The organism is Bacteroides sp. GM023, from assembly GCF_014750685.1.
In the GTDB taxonomy this organism is placed as follows: Bacteria; Bacteroidota; Bacteroidia; order Bacteroidales; family Bacteroidaceae; genus Bacteroides.
Genome location: NZ_JAAXGE010000007.1, coordinates 523,823 through 546,552, shown reverse-complemented (window position 1 = coordinate 546,552; position 22,730 = coordinate 523,823). Strand labels below are relative to the sequence as shown.

General features: G+C 40.0%; 26 protein-coding genes and 2 tRNA genes. 19 read left to right on the top strand and 9 right to left on the bottom strand.

The window, feature by feature from the left end; translation table 11 throughout:
* Positions 1 to 147: 147 nt before the first annotated feature.
* The 7 genes from HC965_RS17375 to prmC form a co-directional block, all read right to left on the bottom strand.
* Positions 148 to 231 (bottom strand) — tRNA-Leu (locus HC965_RS17375).
* A 16-nt stretch (positions 232 to 247) separates the two neighbouring features.
* A tRNA-Gly gene (locus HC965_RS17370) sits at positions 248 to 320 on the bottom strand.
* Between the two features lie 92 nt (positions 321 to 412).
* The gene (gene argH, locus HC965_RS17365; protein ID WP_191032642.1) at positions 413 to 1,753 is read right to left on the bottom strand and encodes an argininosuccinate lyase; all 1,341 of its coding nucleotides are present in this window, start codon (positions 1,751 to 1,753) and stop codon (positions 413 to 415) included.
* A gap of 23 nt (positions 1,754 to 1,776) precedes the next feature.
* On the bottom strand, positions 1,777 to 2,187 hold the full coding sequence (locus HC965_RS17360) for an SRPBCC family protein (protein WP_191032641.1): 411 nt from the start codon (positions 2,185 to 2,187) through the stop codon (positions 1,777 to 1,779).
* 94 nt (positions 2,188 to 2,281) lie between these two features.
* On the bottom strand, positions 2,282 to 2,920 hold the full coding sequence (gene pyrE, locus HC965_RS17355; protein ID WP_004299787.1) for an orotate phosphoribosyltransferase: 639 nt from the start codon (positions 2,918 to 2,920) through the stop codon (positions 2,282 to 2,284).
* 78 nt (positions 2,921 to 2,998) lie between these two features.
* Positions 2,999 to 3,481, bottom strand: a complete 483-nt coding sequence (locus tag HC965_RS17350; protein ID WP_191032640.1) for a regulatory protein RecX — start codon at positions 3,479 to 3,481, stop codon at positions 2,999 to 3,001.
* Entirely contained in the window at positions 3,478 to 4,314 is an 837-nt protein-coding gene (gene prmC / locus HC965_RS17345) for a peptide chain release factor N(5)-glutamine methyltransferase (RefSeq protein WP_191032639.1), read from the bottom strand. Before prmC ends, HC965_RS17350 begins: the two co-directional genes overlap by 4 nt.
* A 54-nt stretch (positions 4,315 to 4,368) precedes the next feature.
* Here prmC and ribD point away from each other — a divergent pair, with 54 nt between their 5' ends.
* The 8 genes from ribD to HC965_RS17305 all read left to right on the top strand — a co-directional run bounded on the left by ribD (position 4,369) and on the right by HC965_RS17305 (position 12,851).
* A complete protein-coding gene (ribD, locus tag HC965_RS17340) occupies positions 4,369 to 5,406 on the top strand; it encodes a bifunctional diaminohydroxyphosphoribosylaminopyrimidine deaminase/5-amino-6-(5-phosphoribosylamino)uracil reductase RibD (RefSeq protein WP_191032638.1) in 1,038 nt (345 codons plus the stop codon).
* Positions 5,407 to 5,548: 142 nt separating this feature from the next.
* Entirely contained in the window at positions 5,549 to 7,036 is a 1,488-nt protein-coding gene (locus HC965_RS17335; protein WP_191032637.1) for a DUF6242 domain-containing protein, read from the top strand.
* 27 nt (positions 7,037 to 7,063) lie between these two features.
* Positions 7,064 to 7,798 (top strand): isoprenyl transferase, encoded by a 735-nt coding sequence (locus HC965_RS17330; RefSeq protein ID WP_191032636.1) that lies wholly within the window; start codon positions 7,064 to 7,066, stop codon positions 7,796 to 7,798.
* 30 nt (positions 7,799 to 7,828) lie between these two features.
* On the top strand, positions 7,829 to 10,477 hold the full coding sequence (locus HC965_RS17325; protein WP_191032635.1) for an outer membrane protein assembly factor: 2,649 nt from the start codon (positions 7,829 to 7,831) through the stop codon (positions 10,475 to 10,477).
* 23 nt (positions 10,478 to 10,500) lie between these two features.
* Positions 10,501 to 11,016, top strand: a complete 516-nt coding sequence (locus HC965_RS17320) for an OmpH family outer membrane protein (protein ID WP_191032634.1) — start codon at positions 10,501 to 10,503, stop codon at positions 11,014 to 11,016.
* Positions 11,017 to 11,073: 57 nt separating this feature from the next.
* Positions 11,074 to 11,589: an OmpH family outer membrane protein gene (locus tag HC965_RS17315; RefSeq protein WP_191032633.1), complete on the top strand. Its 516-nt coding sequence runs from the start codon at positions 11,074 to 11,076 to the stop codon at positions 11,587 to 11,589.
* A 109-nt stretch (positions 11,590 to 11,698) separates the two neighbouring features.
* Positions 11,699 to 12,541 (top strand): glutamate racemase, encoded by an 843-nt coding sequence (gene murI, locus HC965_RS17310; RefSeq protein ID WP_191032632.1) that lies wholly within the window; start codon positions 11,699 to 11,701, stop codon positions 12,539 to 12,541.
* Positions 12,542 to 12,617: 76 nt separating this feature from the next.
* The gene (locus tag HC965_RS17305) at positions 12,618 to 12,851 is read left to right on the top strand and encodes a DUF2007-related protein (RefSeq protein ID WP_022137615.1); all 234 of its coding nucleotides are present in this window, start codon (positions 12,618 to 12,620) and stop codon (positions 12,849 to 12,851) included.
* On the opposite strand, the gene HC965_RS17300 is transcribed toward HC965_RS17305, so the two are convergent.
* Complete coding sequence (locus HC965_RS17300) at positions 12,820 to 13,971, bottom strand: pyridoxal phosphate-dependent aminotransferase (protein ID WP_191032631.1); 1,152 nt, start codon at positions 13,969 to 13,971, stop codon at positions 12,820 to 12,822. The two genes, HC965_RS17305 and HC965_RS17300, sit on opposite strands and share 32 nt — an antisense overlap.
* Before the next feature lie 105 nt (positions 13,972 to 14,076).
* Here HC965_RS17300 and proB point away from each other — a divergent pair, with 105 nt between their 5' ends.
* The 11 genes from proB (at position 14,077) to HC965_RS17245 (ending at position 22,227) form a co-directional block, all read left to right on the top strand.
* Entirely contained in the window at positions 14,077 to 15,159 is a 1,083-nt protein-coding gene (gene proB, locus HC965_RS17295; RefSeq protein WP_191032630.1) for a glutamate 5-kinase, read from the top strand.
* Positions 15,160 to 15,806: 647 nt separating this feature from the next.
* Positions 15,807 to 16,715: a YafY family protein gene (locus HC965_RS17290; protein ID WP_191032629.1), complete on the top strand. Its 909-nt coding sequence runs from the start codon at positions 15,807 to 15,809 to the stop codon at positions 16,713 to 16,715.
* A gap of 340 nt (positions 16,716 to 17,055) precedes the next feature.
* A complete protein-coding gene (locus HC965_RS17285; RefSeq protein ID WP_191032628.1) occupies positions 17,056 to 17,571 on the top strand; it encodes a hypothetical protein in 516 nt (171 codons plus the stop codon).
* A 31-nt stretch (positions 17,572 to 17,602) separates the two neighbouring features.
* Positions 17,603 to 17,827, top strand: coding sequence for a hypothetical protein (locus tag HC965_RS17280; RefSeq protein WP_191032627.1), 225 nt, complete (start codon positions 17,603 to 17,605; stop codon positions 17,825 to 17,827).
* Between the two features lie 47 nt (positions 17,828 to 17,874).
* Positions 17,875 to 18,360, top strand: coding sequence for a hypothetical protein (locus HC965_RS17275; RefSeq protein ID WP_191032626.1), 486 nt, complete (start codon positions 17,875 to 17,877; stop codon positions 18,358 to 18,360).
* Positions 18,360 to 18,653 (top strand): zinc-ribbon domain-containing protein, encoded by a 294-nt coding sequence (locus HC965_RS26880; RefSeq protein WP_191032625.1) that lies wholly within the window; start codon positions 18,360 to 18,362, stop codon positions 18,651 to 18,653. The genes HC965_RS17275 and HC965_RS26880 overlap by 1 nt, the downstream gene beginning before the upstream one ends.
* Before the next feature lie 17 nt (positions 18,654 to 18,670).
* Entirely contained in the window at positions 18,671 to 19,168 is a 498-nt protein-coding gene (locus HC965_RS17265; protein ID WP_191032624.1) for a hypothetical protein, read from the top strand.
* Between the two features lie 16 nt (positions 19,169 to 19,184).
* A complete protein-coding gene (locus HC965_RS17260) occupies positions 19,185 to 19,463 on the top strand; it encodes a hypothetical protein (RefSeq protein ID WP_191032623.1) in 279 nt (92 codons plus the stop codon).
* Entirely contained in the window at positions 19,450 to 19,869 is a 420-nt protein-coding gene (locus HC965_RS17255) for a hypothetical protein (RefSeq protein WP_191032622.1), read from the top strand. The genes HC965_RS17260 and HC965_RS17255 overlap by 14 nt, the downstream gene beginning before the upstream one ends.
* A gap of 107 nt (positions 19,870 to 19,976) precedes the next feature.
* Positions 19,977 to 21,230, top strand: a complete 1,254-nt coding sequence (locus HC965_RS17250; RefSeq protein ID WP_191032621.1) for a glutamate-5-semialdehyde dehydrogenase — start codon at positions 19,977 to 19,979, stop codon at positions 21,228 to 21,230.
* Positions 21,231 to 21,270: 40 nt separating this feature from the next.
* Positions 21,271 to 22,227 carry an acetylornithine carbamoyltransferase gene (locus HC965_RS17245; RefSeq protein ID WP_191032620.1) on the top strand — a complete coding sequence of 319 codons (957 nt, stop codon included), beginning with the start codon at positions 21,271 to 21,273 and terminating at the stop codon, positions 22,225 to 22,227.
* 96 nt (positions 22,228 to 22,323) lie between these two features.
* Here HC965_RS17245 and HC965_RS17240 read toward each other — a convergent pair whose 3' ends face one another.
* On the bottom strand, positions 22,324 to 22,716 hold the full coding sequence (locus tag HC965_RS17240) for a rhodanese-like domain-containing protein (protein ID WP_191032619.1): 393 nt from the start codon (positions 22,714 to 22,716) through the stop codon (positions 22,324 to 22,326).
* Positions 22,717 to 22,730: the final 14 nt, after the last annotated feature.

Below are 22,730 nucleotides of genomic sequence, written 5' to 3'. Positions count from 1 at the left end.
AAATATTGGCACTTAAATTAAGTTTATTTTTTTCCAAGCAGCTATAATACAGGCTTCAAAAAATAAATCAAATGTAAATAACACACCCATAAAAAATAAAAAGGCTTCATGAATCCATGATTCATAAAGCCTTATAAAGAATACTCGTACTCGAAGCGGGACTTGAACCCGCACAGCCGCAATGGCCAAAGGATTTTAAGTCCTTCGTGTCTACCATTCCACCATTCGAGCATCCTTTCAAAGAAAGAGCGGAAAACGAGACTCGAACTCGCGACCCTAACCTTGGCAAGGTTATGCTCTACCAACTGAGCTATTTCCGCGTTTTTTCAACGGGTGCAAAGATAAGTAGTTTACTTGTTTCTGCCAAATCTTTTCGAAGGAAAGTTTAAAAACTATCCTTCGAAAGTTCATTTTATCTTCCAAGCAGCGTTTTTTCCGCCTTCTCCATTTCACAGAAGTTAAATCCGTCAACTACTTGTTGCATCAGAGCGGAAATCTCCACATTACAAAGGTTGCCGATACTTCCTTCATGGGTATGATGTACTTCTTTACTATGAGAGAATTTACCAGCTTCAATATCCAAACCTACCTTTTTATATGCATCACGGAAAGGCATACCTTCACATGCCAAACGATTCACCTCTTCTACACTAAAAATAAGCAGATATTTATCATCATCGAGAATATGCTCATTTACTTTGATCTCATTCATGATATAGGTTGTCATCTGCAAGCAGTCTTTTAATTCCTGGAAAGCCGGAAGGAAAACTTCTTTGATAATCTGCAAATCACGGAAATAACCGGAAGGCAGATTATTGGCAATCATCATTATTTGTTGAGGAAGTGATTGCAGTTTATTGCATTTGGCACGTGTGAGTTCAAATACATCCGGATTCTTCTTATGGGGCATGATGCTAGACCCCGTAGTACATTCGTCCGGCAGTTTCACGAAACCAAAGTTCTGGCTATTGAACATACAGGCATCAAAAGCCAGTTTGGAAATAGTTCCGGCAATTGTAGCCAATGCAAAGGCAACATTGCGTTCTAGCTTTCCACGTCCCATTTGTGCATACACTACATTGTAGTTCATAGAATCGAAACCGAGTAACTCTGTCGTCATCGTACGGTTCAACGGGAATGATGAGCCATAGCCAGCAGCAGATCCCAATGGATTGCGGTTACACATTTTGAATGCAGCCTGCAAAAACAGCATATCATCTACCAGACTTTCGGCATAAGCGCCAAACCATAATCCGAAAGAAGAAGGCATAGCAATCTGCAAATGGGTATATCCCGGCATCAACACATTTTTATATCGTTCACTTTGACGAGCCAACACATGGAAGAGTTGTTCAACAGCTTCGGCTATTTCTTTAATTTGTGTACGAGTAAAAAGTTTCAAGTCCAGCAATACTTGATCATTTCGCGAACGGCCGCTATGTATTTTCTTTCCTATATCTCCCAAACGACGGGTCAACATCAATTCCACTTGAGAATGTACATCTTCCACCCCATCTTCTATTACAAATTCACCTTTTTCAGCCGAAGCATAAATATTCTTCAATTCAGCCAGCAACTGTTCCAGTTCTTCCTTTGTCAACAAGCCAATGCTTTCGAGCATCGTAATGTGAGCCATAGAACCAAGCACATCGTGCTTAGCCAGATAAAGATCCATCTCGCGGTCACGACCAACCGTAAAACGTTCGATATCTTTATTCACCTGTACGGATTTCTCCCAAAGTTTCTGTGCCATAAGTTTTCTTAATAATGTCAGGTTTAATAATTAACAACTGCCAACATTTCAACCATCTTTTCCAGACCTTCCTGAAGCGGCTTCTGCACCATCGCTTTCATAAATGGATTAATATCCATTCCGATAGTTACCTTCACCTTACATTCTTCCTCTCCTGTTGCGACCAGCTGAATCCACATATTAAAAGGGATCGGAGAGTTAGTTGTTGCCAACTTTATACATTTAGATGGTTCACGTTCAACAATTTGCAGTGTAAGTTGCCCAATAGGCGAAACACTAAAGCTCAATGTATCCGAATCAAAGCTCAAATCCTGCACCTTATCTTGCGGTAAGCGATCTTTGATTGCTTCCAGATTACTCAAATCTGAAAGTTTATTATATACGCGTTCCTGGCTATAAGGTATTACCTTAACACTGCTTTCAAAATTACTCATAATTTTCTTTTAGTATAAAACAAAAAAAGAACAACCCGGCCAATTCATGTCCGAATAGTTCTTTTTACAAATATGTTTGATTAAAACAAAGTCCTTATTTTCCAGCATCCCAATGAGCGGGGTCTTTACGCCATTCGTTCAAAGTTTGTATGTCTTCTTCTTCAATGTAACCTGTACGAAGAGCCACATCAAGCACAGCTTCGTAATTAGTCAATGTCACCAACGTTACTTTGGCATTCTTAAATGCTTCTTCAGCAACCGGGAATCCATAAGTATAAGCCGCAACCATACCAATCACTTCGCAACCATCACGACGAATTGCCTCTACAGCCTTCAAACTACTACCACCCGTAGAAATCAAATCTTCTACAACAACAACTTTCATACCCGGACGAAGCTCACCTTCGATCAAGTTTTCCAATCCATGGTCTTTCGGGGTAGAACGAACATACACGAACGGTAAATTCAATGCATCAGCCACCAAAGCTCCCTGCGGGATAGCACCAGTCGCCACACCTGCAATCGCATCCACCTGTCCGAATCGTTCCAATATCAGACGTGTAATTTCAATCTTCACAAAATTACGAAGAGAAGGATAGGACAGAGTTTTACGGTTATCACAGTAAAAGGGGGATTTCCATCCAGAAGCCCATGTGAAAGGGTTAGCGGGTTGAAGTTTAATAGCCTTAATCTTCAACAGTTTCTCCGCAAATAGTCTCTCTAAGTTTTTCATAACTAAACTAACTATTAATTATTTGCCGCAAAAGTACAGAAATTGAACGAGAATAAAAAGAAGAATCCGTTTATTTTTTCAGTCAATTTGTTCCTCTTCATCGGGAATGTCGATACAACGCTTGATATCTTTCAGTTCAAATCCGCGGCTCATGGCAAATCGCATCAGTTTTCCGTTCAGTTCATACTCATCCTGTGCATGAATACTTTTCCGCTTGGAAGCCAGAAGATCACGCAGAATGGAGAGATATTCTTCATCATCGATCTCATTCAGATAACGCCATGCTACATCAGAAGGAATCCGCTTCATATAAAGTCCCTGGGCTATTTTCATCTTTCCCCATTTGGAAAATCGGAACTTATCTTTCACGAAAGCCCTGCAGAAACGTTCATCATCGATAAACTTCTCCGTTTCCAGTCGGTCAAGAATACGCGCAATGGTATCATAGGCAATTCCCCAACGTTGTAACTTCTCATTTATTTCTGCCCGGCAATGCTCGGCAGTGGAGCAATAAGAGGCTACGCGATTTAAAGCCTCTTCATCTGTTAATTGTGCACTCATCGGTTAGCTGTAACTATTCTATCTTTTCCAAATATGTCTCTTATAACACGAACATCATGATATTGGTTCATTTCAAGTATGTGTGCTGTTTCCCGGCCATAAGCCTGGTTTATTTCAACATAAAGTTTGCCACCCGGCAAAAGTAATTCACGTCCTAAATCAGCAATCCTGCGATAGAACCGCAACGGGTCATCATCAGGAACGAATAAAGCAAGTTCCGGTTCCCAATCAAGCACGTTGGCATCCATTTCCTTCTTTTCCGCTTCAGTCACATAAGGCGGGTTACTGACAATTACATCAAAAGAAGGCGTTTTCTCCCAATCGTTGGATAAAACATCTCTTTGCAGAAACGTGACATCTGCTGCCAATACCTTATTATTCTCACGGGCAATTGCCAACGCATCTTCCGAAATGTCCCAAGCTTCCACTTCTGCATCCGGTAGTTTCTTATCCAAAGAAATTGCAATGCATCCGCTTCCCGTACCTATATCTAATAAGCGACAGGCATTCGCATTCTCCTGAGCCACCAAGTCTACCAATTCCACCGTTTCAGGACGTGGAATCAATACACCGGGAGCTACTTTAAATCTTCTTCCATCAAACTCCGCAAAACCACGAATGTACTGTATCGGCTCATTTTTCTGCAAACGGAATATAATGTTTTCTAATTCACGCTCTTTGCATTCGGATAAAATCATATCTTTGCCGAGGTAAATATCAAGCGCATCCAAACATAACATGTCGCAGCAGATCAACATTGTAAGGGCTTTGACCTCTTCCGGCGGATAAATATCCTGCAAGGACTGGCGGATGTAATTGGTGATACGATTCATATATTTACAATTTCGGAGTGCAAAAGTAAGAATAATATAGCGAAGAGCACCAAAATGGAAGAAGAAAAATACATGAGACGCTGCATTGAGCTCGCCGGGAACGGGTTATGCAATGTTGCTCCCAATCCGATGGTAGGGGCTGTTATCGTATGTGATGGGCGTATTATCGGCGAAGGCTACCATATTCGTTGTGGAGAGGCACATGCCGAAGTCAATGCCATCCGTTCCGTCAAAGATGAATCTTTATTGAAACGTTCCACGATCTATGTAAGTCTGGAGCCTTGCTCACATTATGGAAAAACTCCACCTTGTGCCGATTTGATTATTGAGAAACAGATTCCGCGGATTGTCATTGGATGTCAAGACCCTTTTTCAAAGGTAGCCGGACGAGGTATTCAAAAGTTGAGGGATGCCGGTCGAGAAGTAATAGTTGGCGTATTGGAAAAAGAATGCCAGCATTTGATTCGTCGCTTTATTACTTTCAATACACTCCATCGCCCTTTCATTACATTGAAATGGGCAGAATCAGCCGATCATTTCATTGACATAGAGCGTACTAACGGAAAACCAGCGATACTCTCCTCTCCTCTCTCGTCCATGTTAGTACATAAGAAAAGAGCAGAAGCCGATGCTATCATGGTAGGCCGACGAACAGCCTTACTGGATAACCCGTCACTAACAGTACGCAATTGGTATGGGCATAATCCGATACGTATCGTTTTAGACCGTAACTTATCCCTTCCAAACGATTTACAAATATTCGAGGGAGATATTCCGACATTAATCTTTACAGAAAAGGAGCATTCTGAAAAAAGAAACATCACCTATATCACTATTGATTTCAGCCATAATCCACTGATACAGATTATGGAAGAACTATATCAGCGAAAGATACAATCATTGTTGGTCGAAGGCGGGAGTCAGTTGCTGCAATCTTTCATTGATAATGACCTATGGGATGAAGTATTTATAGAGAAGTGCCCCAGCAAGTTATATTCCGGTGTTAAAGCACCTGAAATAAGCGATAATTTTAGTTACTCGCTAGAAGAACACTTCGAAAGACAGATTTGGCATTACGTTCATCAAGATTAGCTAAAATAGTCCTGTTCAGGGAGTTTTACGTCGATAAAATCAGTGTTATTATCTATAATTTTATATAAAACTTGCCGGTATTGTTCTTTATCGGAAAAAATGTTTCTATTTTTGCAACTTGTAAATAAACACAATCTTTCAAATGAGAATAAAGTTTTTATCATTCATTGCGAGTTTTTTCATGGTGTCATTTGTTATAACGTCATGTCTTGATGACGATAATAACATCGAATATAGCCCGGATGCGACTATACATGCATTTGCACTTGACACAGCAGGCCTTGGGAACTATAAATTTACTATTGATCAGCAAAAAGGTCTTATTTATAATGAGGATTCTCTCCCCGTTCATGCTGATACTATTATTGATAAGATTCTAATCAAAACTATGACTACTGCTTCTGGAGTCATCACCATGAAGGATCGGAACGATCAAGATTCTATTATCAACATGAGTGATTCTATAGATCTTCGTAATCCTTTAGAAATTAAAGTATGGTCAACAGAAGCCTTAGCGGGTATATCCCCTGACCAAGTTAAGAAATATACTATTACTGTACGAGTACATAAGCATGATCCAGATTCGTTGAGATGGGATTATGCAGGAACTATGCAGGATGAAATCACAAATGAACAGAAAACGATTGAATTTAACGATAAATACTTCACCTACTCCAAAGTTGGAGATAATTTGAAAGTATATCAAAGCAACAGTTTGTCAAATTGGGCTGCAAATGGAGTTAATACAGAAGGTTTGACAGATGTACTGCCCAATTCTATTATCCCTTTAACAGAGATTATATTAGCAACAGCTAATAATAAAGTATATGAATCAACAGATGGTATAGCCTGGGCGGTTTCAACCAAATTCTCGGGTGAAGTAAACACATTCATATCTAAACTGCCAATAGAAAATGGCACCAAGATTACCTATATAAAAACAAAGGGTGAAGAACGATATTTCTATTCAATGATGGAATCCGATTTTACAGAAACAGAGATTGAAAAAGTAGACAAAAGATTCCCTGTAGACAATATATCTTATACAACCTTTAGCAAAGGAAAAAAACATCAAAATATCATTGTGGGAAAACATGAACCGGCAATAGAGATTGATATTAATAATAAAAAGGTTCCTGTAACCGTTACATGGGGATACGACGGTACTACTTGGGCAGAATTAGGAGCAACTACTGCAATAGCATATTGTCCGGCATTCGTCAATCCAAATATTATCTATTACAATGACCTTTTTTATATTTTCGGAGAAAAATTAGAATCAATTTATGTTTCTAACAATGAAGGAGTCGCTTGGAAAAAAGCAAATAAAAAAGTCGCTTTCCTAAATCATGATTGGAGCGAATCTAATATCACTGAATCAACCAAGGAAAACCCCGAATTCAGAGGAAGGAAAAATTATTCTGTAGTACAAGATAAAGTTGAAAAATTCATCTACATTTTATTCAGTAGAGAAGAAGGTATTACTTTTACTGAAGAAGTAGAAAAAGAAGAAGAAACCCGGGCTACAGAACCCAAAGACAGAGGTCCATACAGACACGACTCAGAAGTGTGGCGTACCCGTCTGAATCAACTATGGTTTGACTTGGATCCGCAACACGCTGGTCAATAATAAAACGTATACGTTTAAAACAAGAAGATGTCCTATATAGAACAAATAGACAAAACTCGGATACCCCAACACGTAGCCATCATCATGGATGGTAACGGACGATGGGCAAAGCAACGAGGGGAAGAACGTACTTACGGTCACCGTGCAGGCGCAGAAACGGTACAGAGAATTATCGAAGACGCAGCCCGCTTGGGAGTGAAGTATCTGACTTTATACACCTTCTCTACCGAGAACTGGAATCGACCGCAAGACGAAATAGCGGCTCTGATGAATCTATTGCTAGATTCTATTGAAGAGGAGACACTGATGAAAAACGATATTCGCTTCAAGATTATAGGTGATTTCAAGAAATTACCGGACGAAGTTCAGAAAAGTTTATCATCATGCATAGAACGTACGGCTGGGAATACAGGTATGTGCCTGGTATTGGCTCTTAGTTACTCTTCCCGTTGGGAAATAACTGAAGCTGTCCGCCAAATAGCGACACAGATTAAAAAGGGAGAACTATCTCCCGAACAAATAACAGATGAATGCATCGCATCTCATTTGGAAACAAAATTTATGCCCGACCCTGATTTATTAATCCGTACGGGAGGAGAAATCCGACTAAGTAACTACCTGCTATGGCAATGTGCTTATTCGGAACTTTATTTTTGTGATACCTTTTGGCCGGATTTCGATAAAGAAGAATTCTATAAAGCCATTTACGAATATCAGCAACGGGAGCGCCGCTTCGGCAAAACCAGTGAACAAATCAGCTAACATAACTCGAAACATCAAATTATAACATAAATGCATTATCGTATTTCCTATCTATTCATAACGTTTATCTGCCTGTGTTGCTTTGTGACAACAGGTATTGCGCAAAATGCCAATACTGATGAAGACTCGAAACCTGTCATCTTATACTCTGGAACACCCAAAAAGTATGAGATAGCGGACATTAAGGTCGAAGGCGTGAAGAATTACGAAGACTATGTATTGATTGGACTATCAGGACTATCGGTAGGACAAACAATCACTGTGCCGGGTGACGAAATCACCGGAGCAATCAAACGTTATTGGCGTCATGGTTTGTTCTCAAACGTACAAATCACAGCCGAGAAAGTGGAAGGTAACAAAATCTGGTTAAAGATCAGCCTGACACAGCGTCCACGTATCTCTGACGTACGTTATCACGGTGTCAAGAAGTCCGAGCGTACTGATTTGGAAGGCAAATTAGGTATGGTAAAAGGTATGCAGATTACCCCGAATACCGTAGACCGCGCCAAGACATTGATTAAACGCTACTTCGACGATAAAGGATTTAAGAATGCAGAAGTTATTATCTCACAGAAAGACGATCCTTCCAGCGAGAATCAGGTAATTGTCGACATTGACATTGATAAAAAGGAAAAAATCAAAGTTCACGCTATCGAAATCGTTGGTAACTCCGCCATCAAAGCTTCCAAGCTGAAACGGGTTATGAAGAAAACCAATGAGAAAGGTAAACTTCGCAACTTGTTCCGTACAAAGAAATTCGTACCTGAAAACTACGAAGCAGATAAGCAACTTATCATCGACAAGTATAATGAGTTGGGATACCGTGATGCCATGATCGCAAAGGATAGTATCGCACAGTACGATGAAAAGACAGTTAATGTATATCTGAACATAGATGAAGGCCAGAAATATTATCTCCGCAATGTAACCTGGGTAGGTAACACCCTTTATCCTTCCGAACAGTTGAACTATTTACTTCGCATGAAGAAGGGAGATGTATATAACCAAAAGTTACTAGGTGAACGTACTTCAACGGATGATGATGCTATCGGTAACTTGTACTATAACAACGGTTATCTGTTCTACAACCTCGACCCTGTGGAAGTAAATATTGTCGGTGACTCTATCGACCTCGAAATGAGAATCTATGAAGGCCGTCAGGCTACTATCAATAAGATCAACATCAGCGGTAACGACCGTTTGTATGAAAACGTTGTTCGTCGTGAACTTCGTATTCGTCCGGGACAGCTGTTCAGCAAGGAAGACTTGATGCGTTCTTTGCGTGAAATCCAGCAGATGGGACACTTTGACCCTGAAAAACTGCAACCGGACATTCAACCGGATCCGATGAACGGAACTGTTGACATAGGCTTACCGTTGACATCCAAAGCAAACGACCAGGTGGAATTCTCTGCTGGTTGGGGACAAACCGGTATTATCGGTAAGTTGAGTCTGAAGTTCACCAACTTCTCTGTTGCCAACTTGCTGCATCCGGGTGAAAACTACCGTGGTATCCTGCCGCAAGGTGACGGACAGACATTGACTATCAGTGGACAGACGAATGCTAAATACTATCAGTCATACAGTATTTCATTCTTCGATCCCTGGTTTGGAGGAAAACGCCCGAACTCATTCTCTTTATCGGCATTCTTCTCTGTACAGACTGATATTAGTAGCCGTTACTATAATTCCAGCTACTTCAACAACTATTACAATAGTATGTATAGCGGTTACGGTGGTTATGGCATGTACAACTATGGCAACTACAACAACTACGAAAACTATTATGACCCTGATAAATCTATCAAGATGTGGGGACTTTCAGCAGGTTGGGGTAAACGTCTGAAATGGCCGGATGACTATTTCACACTCTCTGCTGAGTTAGCTTACCAACGCTATAACCTGAGCGACTGGCAATATTTCCCGGTAACCAACGGTAAATGTAATGACCTCAGCATCTCATTGACTTTGGCACGTAACTCAATTGACAATCCTATCTTCCCGCGTACGGGTTCCGATTTCTCATTGTCAGTTCAGTTCACTCCACCGTATTCGTTGATGGATGGCAAAGACTATAAAGGATATTACAGATCAGACGGTACCATTACCCAAGACAACATGAATAAACTTCACAGATGGGTAGAATACCACAAATGGAAATTCAAAGGAAAAACATATACTCCGTTGATGGATCCGGTTGCTCATCCTAAGTGCCTTGTATTGATGACACGTACAGAGTTCGGTTTGCTGGGTCACTATAACGAATACAAGAAATCACCGTTCGGTACATTCGACGTAGGTGGTGACGGTATGACCGGTTATTCAACCTATGCTACGGAAAGTATCGCTCTGCGTGGTTACGAAAACAGCTCATTGACCCCATACGGTTCTGAAGGTTATGCTTATGCACGTCTCGGCATCGAATTAAGATATCCGTTGATGCTGGAAACAAGTACTAACATTTATGTGTTAGGTTTCCTTGAAGCAGGTAACGCATGGCATGATATCAAGAAGTTCAATCCGTTCGAGTTGAAACGTTCTGCCGGTGTCGGTGTTCGTATCTTCTTGCCGATGATTGGTATGATGGGTATCGACTGGGGTTACGGTTTCGATAAAGTATTTGGTTCTAAACAATATGGCGGAAGTCAATTCCACTTTATCTTAGGACAAGAATTCTAATGTATCACAAAAAACTAAACGTCATGAGAAAGTCTGTTCTATTAATCATGTTGCTATTTGCTGTCGGTATGGCAGCAAACGCACAAAAATTTGCACTGATCGATACGGAATATATTATGAAGAATATTCCGGCTGCTCAAAGCGCTAATGAGCAAATGCAAGAAGCTACGAAGAAATATCAGGGTGAAGTAGAAGCTCTGGCAAAGGAAGCACAAAAGATGTTCCAGGATTACCAGACAAAATCTTCCACTCTATCTGCTGCCCAAAAGACAAAGAAAGAGGATGAAATCGTAGCTAAAGAAAGAGAAGCGGCCGAACTGAAACGCAATTATTTCGGCCCCGAAGGTGAATTAGCCAAGATGAGAGACAAGTTGATGTCGCCGATTCAGGATGATATCTATGAAGCAGTGAAAGCTGTATCGCAACAGCATGGATATGACATGGTAGTCGACAGAGCCTCTGCTGCAGGTATAATTTTTGCAAATCCACGTATAGATATTAGTGATGAAATCCTAAGAAGATTAGGATATTCAAATTAATTTCATACATTTGCAACTGGAAATAACTAAAAAAACATTCAAATAAATTATAGAACTATGCTAAAAAAAATTGCACTTGTAATGTTGCTTGCACTCCCAATGGGTGTATTTGCACAGAACCTGAAATTCGGTCATATCAATGCACAGGAGATTATCTCTGTGATGCCTGAATTTACTAAGGCACAAAACGACATCCAAGCATTGGAGAAACAACTTATGTCGGAACTCCAAAGAACTCAGGAAGAGTTCAACAAAAAATATCAAGAGTTCCAGCAAGCGATTGCCAAGGATTCTCTTCCGGCTAACATCGCTGAGAGAAGACAAAAAGAATTGCAGGATATGGCTCAAAGACAAGACCAGTTCCAACAAGAGGCACAACAGCAAATGTCGAAAGCTCAAAATGATGCAATGGCTCCTATCTATCAGAAGTTGGACAATGCTATCAAAGCTGTAGGTGCTGCTGAAGGTGTTATTTATATCTTCGACCTTGCAAGAACTCCGATTCCTTACGTTAACGAGTCACAAAGCATCAACTTAACTAACAAGGTTAAAGCAAATCTGGGTATCAAATAAGAATTCTCACCAAGAGAAAGAAATGCTAAAAGCGAAAGCGAAAGAAGTTTAAACTTCTTTCGCTTTCGCTTTTTTTGGTGTACATTTGCGTATATAAATCCTGTTTGTCATGAATCAACATCTATCACATATACCCGGCCCTATCGGAGTGTTTGACTCCGGCTACGGTGGCCTGACTATCCTGGACAAGATAAGAGAAGCATTGCCGGAATATGACTATATCTATTTGGGCGACAATGCCCGCGCCCCTTACGGGACACGCTCTTTTGAAGTCGTGTACGAATTCACCCGGCAAGCTGTCAACAAACTATTCGACATGGGCTGTCATTTGGTCATATTGGCCTGCAACACAGCTTCCGCCAAAGCACTACGTAGCATTCAGATGAATGATTTGCCGAAAATCGACCCGGCACGCCGTGTACTCGGCGTGATTCGTCCTACCGTAGAATGTATCGGAGACATTAGCAAAAATCAGCATATCGGTGTACTGGCAACAGCAGGCACCATCAAATCCGAGTCTTACCCTTTGGAGATACATAAGTTGTTCCCGGATATCCAGGTAAGTGGAGTGCCCTGTCCGATGTGGGTGTCATTAGTAGAAAACAATGAATCGCAAAACGATGGAGCCGATTATTTCATTCGCAAATATATAGACCAACTACTCTCAAAAGATCCGCAAATAGACACCGTCATTCTCGGATGTACCCACTTCCCTATCCTTCTTCCTAAAATCCGGCAATACATTGCCAGTGACATCAGCGTAATCTCACAAGGTGAATATGTGGCGGAAAGCCTGAAAGACTATTTGAGAAGACATCCGGAAATGGACGCAAAGTGCACAAAGAACGGAAATTGCCAGTTTTACACCACAGAGGCGGAAGAGAAATTCTCCGAATCAGCGTCTACATTTCTAAACCAACAAATTAGTGTAAAACACATCACACTTGAATAAATTTTAAGAGAAGAATAACCTTTTGTCTCTCTTTTTTGTTATATTTGTAGAAAACAACCCCTAATACCATACGATCATGAAAGAAGAAGATTATAGCAAGTCAATAGAAGTATTCTCCGGTTCTCCATGGGAAGCCGAAATCATCAAAGGGTTATTAGAGAGTAATAATATCCGTTGCGTCATCAAAGACGGGATTATGGGAACACTAGCTCCCTACATCGCTCCTGCTGTTTCTATCCTTGTCACCGAGGAAGAATACGAGGCAGCCACCGAGCTTATCAGAAGCCGGGACGAGAAAGATAGTGACTGATACGATCCAGACCTTCCTTGATGTTCTCCAATGAATTTGCATAGGAGAAGCGTACATATCCTTCACCTCCTGTACCAAAATCCACGCCGGGAGTAATGCCGACATGCGCATGTTCGAGCACATCGAACGCAAAGCGATAAGAGTCGGTCGTAAATTTACGTGCATTGGCAAAAACATAAAACGCTCCCTGCGGCTCTACCTTAATTTCGAATCCTATCTCCCGAAGACGAGTAATCATATACTTCCGCCGTTCATTATAGATTTGTCTCATACGTTCCACATCCGAATCCGCCTGTCGCAAAGCGGCAATACCAGCCTGTTGGGCAACACTGGATGCACAGATAAACAAGTTCTGCTGCAACTTCTGCAAAGAACGCATACAAGATTTTGGTGCTATCAGATAGCCCAACCGAAGTCCCGTCATCGCAAAACGCTTGGAGAATCCATTCAAAACAAAAGCCTGGTCTGTGTATTCAAGAATACTGTGCGCACGCCCCTCGTACACTAATCCGTGATAAATCTCGTCCGATATAATAGGCACTCCCAATCCTGCCACTTCTTTCAAAAAACTTTCTTCCAATAACATTCCTGTCGGATTCATAGGTGAATTGATGAAAATAGCCGTAGTATGCGAATTCACACATTTGCGAATAGCTTCTATATCATATTGCAAACCTTTCTCTTCGGACAAAGGCACCAAAACCGGCTTAGCCTGGGCAGCCAATACAAAATTGCGATAGCATGCATACCCCGGATTAGAAAGGATCACTTCACTATCAGGATTACAAAGCAACATCAATACGAGAAGAATAGACGGAGAAGACCCGGAAGTTACTACAATGCAATCGGGATCAACCGTCACACCGTATTCCCGCTGATAAAAAACCGCAATTTCACGGCGTAGTTCGGGGTCACCTAAAGAATGAGTGTAATGAGTCAGATGCCGGTCATAAGCCGTTTTTGCAGCTTCTGCCACACAGGAAGGCACATCGAAATCCGGCTCACCTACTTCCAGGTGAATAATATCAACACCTTGTTTCTGTAACTCATTTGCCCTTTCCAAAACATCCATTACGATGAAGGAAGTCATCTGTTCTACTTGTGGATTGGTATGTTTCATTGTTTATCTTTTCATTATCAGACTGCAAAGATAATTCTTTTTAGCCTGTTTTGGTAACATATCGACAAAAAGCTCTATATTTGTGCTTTCAAATCGTTAGTAAAGATGAAACAGGAATTTACACGAATCGCAGTAAAAGTAGGAAGTAATGTATTGGCACGTCGCGACGGAACTCTGGACGTCACCCGTATGTCGGCACTTGTCGACCAAATAGCGGAATTACATAAATCCGGCGTAGAAATCATTATGGTTTCTTCGGGAGCTGTTGCTTCCGGACGCAGTGAGATACACCCGCAAAAGAAGCTCGATAGTGTAGATCAGCGTCAACTGTTTTCTGCCGTCGGGCAAGCAAAACTAATCAACCGTTACTACGAACTTTTCCGTGAACATGGCATCGCCGTCGGTCAGGTGCTGACTACCAAAGAGAATTTTGGAACTCGCCGCCATTATCTGAATCAGAAAAACTGTATGACAGTAATGCTCGAAAACAACGTTATTCCCATCGTCAATGAGAACGATACGATTTCAGTCAGTGAACTGATGTTCACGGACAACGATGAATTATCCGGGCTTATCGCCTCCATGATGGACGCCAAGGCACTTATCATCCTAAGTAATATTGACGGAATCTACAACGGTTCGCCTTCCGACCCCAATTCTTCTGTTATTCAGGAAATCGACCATGGAAAAGATCTATCCAACTATATTCAGGCAACCAAGTCCAGTTTCGGACGAGGCGGTATGTTGACAAAAACAAACATTGCCCGCAAGGTGGCCGACGAAGGAATCACAGTAATCATCGCCAACGGAAAACGTGACAATATCCTGGTAGACTTGCTGCAACATCCCGAAAATACACTTTGTACACGTTTCATCCCTTCAAAAGAACCGGTATCCAGTGTAAAAAAATGGATTGCACACAGTGAAGGGTTCGCCAAAGGGGAAATTCATATTAATGAGTGCGCAACGGAAGTATTAAACTCCGAGAAAGCAGTCAGCATACTTCCGATTGGAATCACCCATATCGAAGGAGAGTTCGAAAAGGACGACATTGTGCGTATCATAGATTTTCAGGGAAACCAAGTGGGTGTAGGAAAAGTAAACTGTGATTCAAAGCAAGCACAGGAAGCTATCGGCAAACATGGGAAAAAGCCGGTGGTGCACTATGATTATTTATATATTGAATAATCACTTCCGAAAGTTTCATTTCGTGTACGGTTATGAACCAATTATAATTAATAATCTTACTAGTCACTTCTAATTAATCGTCTCACTATTGGTATGTATTTTATTGCTTAATGAGTTTTCGTTTGACTTAAGTTAAACGAACGCTTGACTATAGTTGAACATTCGCTTGACTTAAGTTGAACATTCGCTTGACTTAAGTCAAACGAAAGTCCATTAGGCAATCGAAAATAAAATAAGCAAGAGAAAGAATAAAGAGATGCATAATGATCGGTTATCGGCAACGATAGCATTTTTAGTTCATTACCACACTGTTATGAGCCTATTATTAATAATCGTATCAGTTACTTTTAGATAGTTGCTTCCTTATTGATATATAGTTCATAGCCTAGCGAGTTTTCGTTCGACAACTGTTGAACTAACGCTCTACAGCTGTTAAACTATCGCTCAACAGTTGTCAAACGAAAACTCATTTACTAATTCAAAAAATAATATAAGCAAGAGAGAAAATTAAGATTTGTATAATGCCGCCTTATTTTATACAACAAGGCAAGTTTATTTCATTTCTGTACTTATTTTGAATATTTCTCCTATGCCGACAAGTTTTGTCGTCCTTCTAACCTATCTTTGCTCCCAAAACAGACAAGAATATGGAAAAAATGGAAGTATTACAACGCTATCTGCTTATTATCCGAAAGTTAAAAGGGATCAAGCCCTATGTACCATCTGATGAACTGATTGAATACATTCAAACAGGTATAACAGCACGCGGCAATTCCTGTGGAGTAAATATTCGTACTATCCAACGGGATATCAAAGATATTGTAGAACTCTTCAACATCAGTATTGCCTTCCGAAAAGGAAAAGGTTATTATATTGAAGAAGAGTATCCGGATCCTTACGGCCAATATGACAACTTACTCTTTAACTTCGATCTTCTATGTGCTATGAATGCGGATAGCGGAGTACAAGAATATATACTTGCAGAACATCATCGTCCTGTCGGTAGCCAGATTCTGCCAGAACTAATCAGTGCTATTAAAGGCTCCCATCCGGTTGAGTTCGATTACACTTTTGTACGTTATAATGATAATGTCAAACAAAAGATAGTCTTCCCACACTTTCTAAAAGAATCCAATCAGCGTTGGTATTTATTAGCCATAGAAGATGGGAAATTGAAAACATTCGGAGTGGACCGCATAAGCCAACTAAAGATTCTTAAAGAAGATACTTTTGAACGAAACAACACCATTGATATTGAAAGCCTATTCAAAGATTGTTATGGCATCTGGGATCAGACAGATATTCCAATTGAGGACATTGAACTTTCATATGATTCACTCGATGGCAAATTTATAAAATCAGTACCAATACATCATTCGCAAAAAATTATCTGCGACACGGAAGATGAATTCCGTATCACTCTGCGTTTAAGAATTACCAATGATTTCGTCATGGAACTACTTTCACGTAGCCGTTCATTAACAGTGATACGTCCATTATCACTCCGCGAACGAGTGCGAAAAGTATATGAAGAAGCACTGAAAAGAAATTCATAAATAAAATTTCAATACCCCAAGAGTGTTGTATTAAGCAAAATATGTCTTATATTTGCAGCGTTGCACAATAATTGCAACATTACATATTATTAGATGAAAGTGTTTCGCTTTTATCCTAGTTCGGGAAATCTGGTAAATTTCAAAAGGAACAGGGATAACAATAACACTCGTCACTTGTATTCCTATGCATATTATCAATATGCATTACATACAGGTGTGGGGTATTGTTTATTTGTTCCTTGGGCTTACCAGAGCCTCCCGACTAAATAAATGAATGACTCCACACTTTCTTTTTATTAATGGTCATAGCAGGAGTCAGCATGGCAAAAATACTATGATTATGAAAATTGAGAATAAGTGGTATTTTACTACTAAGCAAGCACGAGAAATTAAGCAGCTATTAGATAAACGTAAGAGTACACAAGACAAAGATGAAATAAAGAAAATAGCTCAAAGACTTAGAAATCGTGGTTTCTATCTCAGTGAATTGGGACTAAATTTCTCGTCTGACGAATTCGAGAAAGAAGTACAACTTGGCAACTTTATAATAGATGACAATGCTATCTTTGTTCAATCATCTCAGCCCCCATTAATACCACTACAAGATGATAATACAATAGATAGGCAAAAGGGTTGTACGGCTATTATAGTTATTATTATCCTTATATCCATTTTTGTTAGTGTCTTTAACAACGAAGATACTAGCCAATCTCCTAAAGTCAGAAAAACGGAACGTTACAATTCCAGCTATGACGACCAAATCGATGCCTTAAAAAGAGATATAGAAAAATCTGAGGTGAAATCAATTGTCATCTATGATGACAACTGTGACTCAGTTGCTACAATCTATAAATAAGCTCAATAATTACTCATTTAAAATTAAAAACATGAACTATCCATTTATTCCCTTCGATCCAAAAATTACAGATGTTTCCATTCTGCCAACTACATCCGGCAATTATCTGATTGCATTACGTCATTCTTGTAAACTCCCAGCAACTACTATTGAGCCATACTGTTCGCCATACGAATATAATGGCATAACATATGACATTATTTATACAGGAATGGCGAGAAGATTCAAAAAGAAAGCATTATCTAAGAAGAAATAAACATCTAATCTCCACAAAGTATACATTAATTATAAACATTACCAATTATGAAAGATAAAGTATTTTGGGGAACACTTGCTATTCTTATAGTAACAATAGTTCCAATTCTTCTATTTAAGCCAGACTATTCAAACAGGTTTAAAAATAGCCTAGAGCAAGAGATTAACAATATCGGTACATGGTATAACATCATGCCCGAGAAAAGCGATTTTTTCAAGCTTTATAAAAAAGCGGATACATACTTTGTTAATTACTCTGACACACTGATAAAGCAATGTAATTTATACACGATAGGCAATCCCAAATTTCATACAAACATTGCCAATTGTACTATTGATGATTTTCCACTATTAGACATCGACTCTATCTATGTATGTGATGGCTTTAAATCTTGTCATAAAGAGAAAGAACAGTATAACAGTACCATCATATTAGTCTTAAAAGATAGCATGTTATATGCTTACTGCAATGAACATGACAAATCTATTTTCGAACAAACATCTGTATATTCAACCCAAAATAACAAGAAATAATGGCACTTATTTATTGTAAAGAATGCGGTAAGCAAATTTCAAGTAAAGCACCTGTTTGCCCTAATTGCGGTAGCCCGCAAAATGACGAGACTAATAGTGACAACAATATCCATATAGGATACTTGTTGATAAGTTTTCTCATCCCATTAATTGGCTTTGTCTTAGTTTTCGTATTCTGGACAAGCAACCGTAAAAAAGCAAACTCCTCTCTTATAGGAGCTATTCTTGGCTTAGTTATAACAGCAATTATATATAGTTGCACGGAAACAATGTTGGAAAGCATATATTATTAACCCTTTTAATTATAAAAATGATGGATTCAAGAGAAGCATTAAAAGCTAACGGTTTCACCGGATTTAAAACAATGCAAGAACTTATGGAGAATAATCTTTGTATTCCCAAAGAAATGGGAGTTTATGCTGTACTACGTGAAAACAAAGATAGTCCGACTTTTTTAGTTCACGGTACCGGAGGCTTCTTTAAAGGAGATAATCCCAACGTAAGTATTGAAACATTACAAAACGAATGGGTAGAAGACACCGACATACTCTATATTGGTAAAGCCGGAGGAACAGAAAGCAATGCAACACTATATTCCCGCCTAAGACAATATTTACAATTTGGACAAGAGAAAGCCGTAGGACATAAAGGGGGTCGGTATATCTGGCAATTGAAAGATTCAAGATCATTAATTGTCTGTTGGAAAGTTTTAGTTCATGAAGAACCACGTAATGTAGAGCGTGAAATGATTCAAGCATTTAAGTCAGACCACCAATTCAAACGCCCGTTTGCTAATCTTCAAGATTAAACAATTCTGATAAAGAATGAAAAGAAGAGCCAAAATATTCGCACTCATCATTTTCACCGGGCTCTATTCATGGGTAATATATGAAAGGAACAAGCCTAAGAAAATCATGACACCTGATTTTCCTAAGTCTCATCCGCCCAAAGGAATGATGAGTGTCGAATATGATTGTGAGAAAGGTGATTATTGCTATGTAGATACAACTAGTCGCCGAATCAAGCCTAGTCTGTCGATAGGGTTGGATTATTTAAACGAGATAGAATCTTGGGATGTAATTTATGAATATGAAATGGATTAATCCACTTAAAATAATGTATACCGAATTAGTCAAAACATTGCCTTTAAGCTATATACCTGCATTCTTTTATATGCAGGATGAAAATATGAAATGGAAAAAAGTTGATATTGATGCAGTAACCATAGAAGATGTAGCTACAAAAGTAAATGGGCACTCACAATACGCCCCCGATTTTTTCATTCGCGGTTCTTACGCTAACGTATATGGACATATAAAATTCTACATAAAAGCAGAAGGGCGTTGGGTTTTGTACATAACAGGAGTTCCCAAGCACACACATGAACCATATAAAAAAAGAGAAACAGAAACTACTCTATACTGTGAAGATCAGAAAATAGGTTATTTAATCCAAGTGATTCTTCCAATCAAAGTAAAGGAGACATACGGATATCCACAAATCAACTAATATTATAAATAAAGAAGAACATTTATTTCACCTTTCAATAAGTTTTATTCACATCATTCACTATATTTGCATAGTTTATCTTTCCATTTAATGCAAAAAAGGAGCAAATGACTACAGATTTAAACGAAACCTTTGCTGCTGTGCAGGCAGCAAGTCGGGAATTAGCCTTACTGAATGATGATACCATCAATCAGATTTTAAATGCAGTAGCTGATGCAGCGGTTGCAAAAACGTCTTTCATTCTTGCAGAGAATGAAAAAGATCTCGCACGAATGGATAAAAATGATCCGAAATACGACCGGTTGAAATTGACGGAAGAACGCTTGAAAGGTATTGCGGCGGACACACGCAATGTAGCTACACTTCCCTCTCCTCTGGGTAGGGTGCTGAAAGAGACTGTCCGCCCAAACGGGATGAAGTTGACAAAGATCAGTGTACCTTTCGGAGTAATAGGGATTATTTACGAAGCTCGTCCGAATGTCAGTTTCGACGTATTTTCTCTTTGTCTGAAAAGCGGGAATGCTTGCATACTGAAAGGGGGAAGTGATGCAGATTGTTCCAATCGGGCTATAATCAGTGTGATTCATGAAGTATTGAAAAAATTCAATGTCAATCCACATATTGTAGAACTGCTTCCGGCAGATAGGGAAGCTACGGCGGCGTTGCTGAACGCAGTAGGCTATGTCGATCTGATTATCCCGAGAGGAAGTAGTGGCCTTATCAATTTTGTACGCGAAAATGCCAGGATCCCTGTTATTGAAACTGGGGCAGGTATTTGCCATACCTACTTTGACGAATTTGGAGATGCAAGCAAAGGAGCAGACATTATCCACAATGCCAAGACACGCAGGGTGAGTGTATGCAATGCATTGGATTGCACCATTGTACATGAGAAAAGGCTGGCTGAGCTTCCTGTGCTTTGCGAGAAATTGAAAGACAGCCATGTGATTATTTATGCTGATCCACAGGCTTATCAAGCATTGGAAGGGCACTATCCTGCCGAACTTTTGCAGCATGCGAATGCGGAGAGTTTCGGAACTGAATTCCTAGATTACAAAATGGCTGTCAAGACCGTGAAGAGTTTTGAAGATGCTTTGGGACATATTCAGGAGAACAGTTCCAAGCATAGCGAATGTATCGTTACGGAAAACAAGGAGCGTGCGGCTTTGTTTATTAAGATAGTAGATGCTGCTTGTGTATACGCGAATGTATCTACCGCTTTCACTGACGGAGCACAATTCGGTTTAGGAGCCGAAATAGGCATTAGCACGCAAAAGCTACATGCACGAGGACCGATGGGACTGGAAGAAATCACTTCTTACAAGTGGATCATCGAAGGATATGGACAGACAAGATGGTAGGATGAATTCATAAGACAATAACGAATTAATGATAGATAAAATGAAGAAATTTACTTGTGTACAGGACATTGGCGATTTAAAATCAGCCATTGAAGAATCGTTCGTAATTAAGAAAGACCGTTTCAAATATGTAGAACTGGGAAGAAATAAGACATTGATGATGATCTTCTTCAACTCCAGCCTGCGTACCCGCCTAAGCACACAGAAAGCTGCGCTTAATCTAGGGATGAACGTTATGGTGCTGGATATCAATCAAGGCGCCTGGAAACTGGAAACCGAACGTGGTGTTATCATGGACGGGGACAAACCAGAACACCTGCTGGAAGCCATCCCTGTGATGGGATGCTATTGCGATATCATCGGAGTACGTTCGTTTGCACGCTTCGAGAACCGTGATTTCGACTATCAGGAAACTATTATAAATCAATTTATTCAATATTCCGGCCGCCCGGTATTCTCGATGGAAGCAGCAACCCGCCATCCGTTGCAGAGCTTTGCTGATTTGATTACTATTGAAGAGTACAAGAAAACGGCACGTCCGAAAGTGGTTATGACTTGGGCTCCGCATCCCCGTCCACTGCCACAGGCTGTTCCCAACTCTTTCGCTGAGTGGATGAACGCTACCGATTATGACTTTGTCATTACTCATCCTGAAGGATACGATCTGGCTCCCGAATTTGTAGGAAATGCCAAAGTTGAGTATGACCAGATGAAAGCTTTTGAAGGAGCTGACTTTATATATGCCAAGAACTGGGCTGCCTATGCAGGCGACAATTACGGACAGATATTGAGCAAAGACCGTGAGTGGACAGTAAGCGACCGTCAAATGGCTGTTACCAACAATGCTTATTTCATGCATTGCCTTCCGGTTCGCAGAAATATGATCGTAACAGATGATGTTATTGAAAGTCCGCAATCGATCGTTATCCCGGAAGCCGCCAACCGTGAAATATCAGCAACAGTGGTTTTGAAAAGATTATTGGAAGGACTGGAATAACAGGATGGCAAACTGGAACAAGCTGTAAAAAATAAACGGTGAACATAGAATGCAAGACGCGTCCATTGTTCACCGTTCATCATTTATGATTGTCTGTTACTTCTCTACCTCTTTTCCGGCTTCCTGCCAGGAATTGAATCCCTTATCAAGGTCAAAGACTTTATAGCCTTTTGCGCCCAGAATAGCAGCAGCCTTTTTGCTTCGTTTGCCGCTACGACAATATACAGCCACCGGTCTGTCTTTTTGCAATAACGAGTCTGCCATTGCAGCAAAAGAATCATCCATTACATTGATATTAATCGTTTTGACGATATGCCCTTCCGAATATTCTGCCAATGTACGGACATCCAGGCGTTGTATATCCTCATTCTGAATAAGAGTATCAAAATCCTCTACATTCATTGACTGAAAGTCCCCTTTCTGCTGACAGGAGAAGAGGGAAGAAAGAAATAAAAATATTCCCACGACTAGCTGATTCATTTTAAACATATATACACAATTCT

Excerpts from the sequence above, each read along its gene's own strand:
- argH (WP_191032642.1), bottom strand. The coding sequence starts at position 1,753 with ATGGCACAGAAACTTTGGGAGAAATCCGTACAGGTGAATAAAGATATC.
- HC965_RS17240 (WP_191032619.1), bottom strand. The coding sequence starts at position 22,716 with ATGTTTAAAATGAATCAGCTAGTCGTGGGAATATTTTTATTTCTTTCT.
- HC965_RS17255 (WP_191032622.1), top strand. The coding sequence starts at position 19,450 with ATGAAATGGATTAATCCACTTAAAATAATGTATACCGAATTAGTCAAA.
- HC965_RS17275 (WP_191032626.1), top strand. The coding sequence starts at position 17,875 with ATGAAAGATAAAGTATTTTGGGGAACACTTGCTATTCTTATAGTAACA.
- HC965_RS17265 (WP_191032624.1), top strand. The coding sequence starts at position 18,671 with ATGATGGATTCAAGAGAAGCATTAAAAGCTAACGGTTTCACCGGATTT.
- murI (WP_191032632.1), top strand. The coding sequence starts at position 11,699 with ATGAATCAACATCTATCACATATACCCGGCCCTATCGGAGTGTTTGAC.
- HC965_RS26880 (WP_191032625.1), top strand. The coding sequence starts at position 18,360 with ATGGCACTTATTTATTGTAAAGAATGCGGTAAGCAAATTTCAAGTAAA.
- pyrE (WP_004299787.1), bottom strand. The coding sequence starts at position 2,920 with ATGAAAAACTTAGAGAGACTATTTGCGGAGAAACTGTTGAAGATTAAG.
- HC965_RS17300 (WP_191032631.1), bottom strand. The coding sequence starts at position 13,971 with ATGAAACATACCAATCCACAAGTAGAACAGATGACTTCCTTCATCGTA.
- HC965_RS17360 (WP_191032641.1), bottom strand. The coding sequence starts at position 2,187 with ATGAGTAATTTTGAAAGCAGTGTTAAGGTAATACCTTATAGCCAGGAA.
- HC965_RS17325 (WP_191032635.1), top strand. The coding sequence starts at position 7,829 with ATGCATTATCGTATTTCCTATCTATTCATAACGTTTATCTGCCTGTGT.
- HC965_RS17330 (WP_191032636.1), top strand. The coding sequence starts at position 7,064 with ATGTCCTATATAGAACAAATAGACAAAACTCGGATACCCCAACACGTA.
- prmC (WP_191032639.1), bottom strand. The coding sequence starts at position 4,314 with ATGAATCGTATCACCAATTACATCCGCCAGTCCTTGCAGGATATTTAT.
- HC965_RS17280 (WP_191032627.1), top strand. The coding sequence starts at position 17,603 with ATGAACTATCCATTTATTCCCTTCGATCCAAAAATTACAGATGTTTCC.
- HC965_RS17260 (WP_191032623.1), top strand. The coding sequence starts at position 19,185 with ATGAAAAGAAGAGCCAAAATATTCGCACTCATCATTTTCACCGGGCTC.
- ribD (WP_191032638.1), top strand. The coding sequence starts at position 4,369 with ATGGAAGAAGAAAAATACATGAGACGCTGCATTGAGCTCGCCGGGAAC.
- HC965_RS17315 (WP_191032633.1), top strand. The coding sequence starts at position 11,074 with ATGCTAAAAAAAATTGCACTTGTAATGTTGCTTGCACTCCCAATGGGT.
- HC965_RS17290 (WP_191032629.1), top strand. The coding sequence starts at position 15,807 with ATGGAAAAAATGGAAGTATTACAACGCTATCTGCTTATTATCCGAAAG.
- HC965_RS17305 (WP_022137615.1), top strand. The coding sequence starts at position 12,618 with ATGAAAGAAGAAGATTATAGCAAGTCAATAGAAGTATTCTCCGGTTCT.
- HC965_RS17320 (WP_191032634.1), top strand. The coding sequence starts at position 10,501 with ATGAGAAAGTCTGTTCTATTAATCATGTTGCTATTTGCTGTCGGTATG.
- proB (WP_191032630.1), top strand. The coding sequence starts at position 14,077 with ATGAAACAGGAATTTACACGAATCGCAGTAAAAGTAGGAAGTAATGTA.
- HC965_RS17250 (WP_191032621.1), top strand. The coding sequence starts at position 19,977 with ATGACTACAGATTTAAACGAAACCTTTGCTGCTGTGCAGGCAGCAAGT.
- HC965_RS17285 (WP_191032628.1), top strand. The coding sequence starts at position 17,056 with ATGAAAATTGAGAATAAGTGGTATTTTACTACTAAGCAAGCACGAGAA.
- HC965_RS17350 (WP_191032640.1), bottom strand. The coding sequence starts at position 3,481 with ATGAGTGCACAATTAACAGATGAAGAGGCTTTAAATCGCGTAGCCTCT.
- HC965_RS17335 (WP_191032637.1), top strand. The coding sequence starts at position 5,549 with ATGAGAATAAAGTTTTTATCATTCATTGCGAGTTTTTTCATGGTGTCA.
- HC965_RS17245 (WP_191032620.1), top strand. The coding sequence starts at position 21,271 with ATGAAGAAATTTACTTGTGTACAGGACATTGGCGATTTAAAATCAGCC.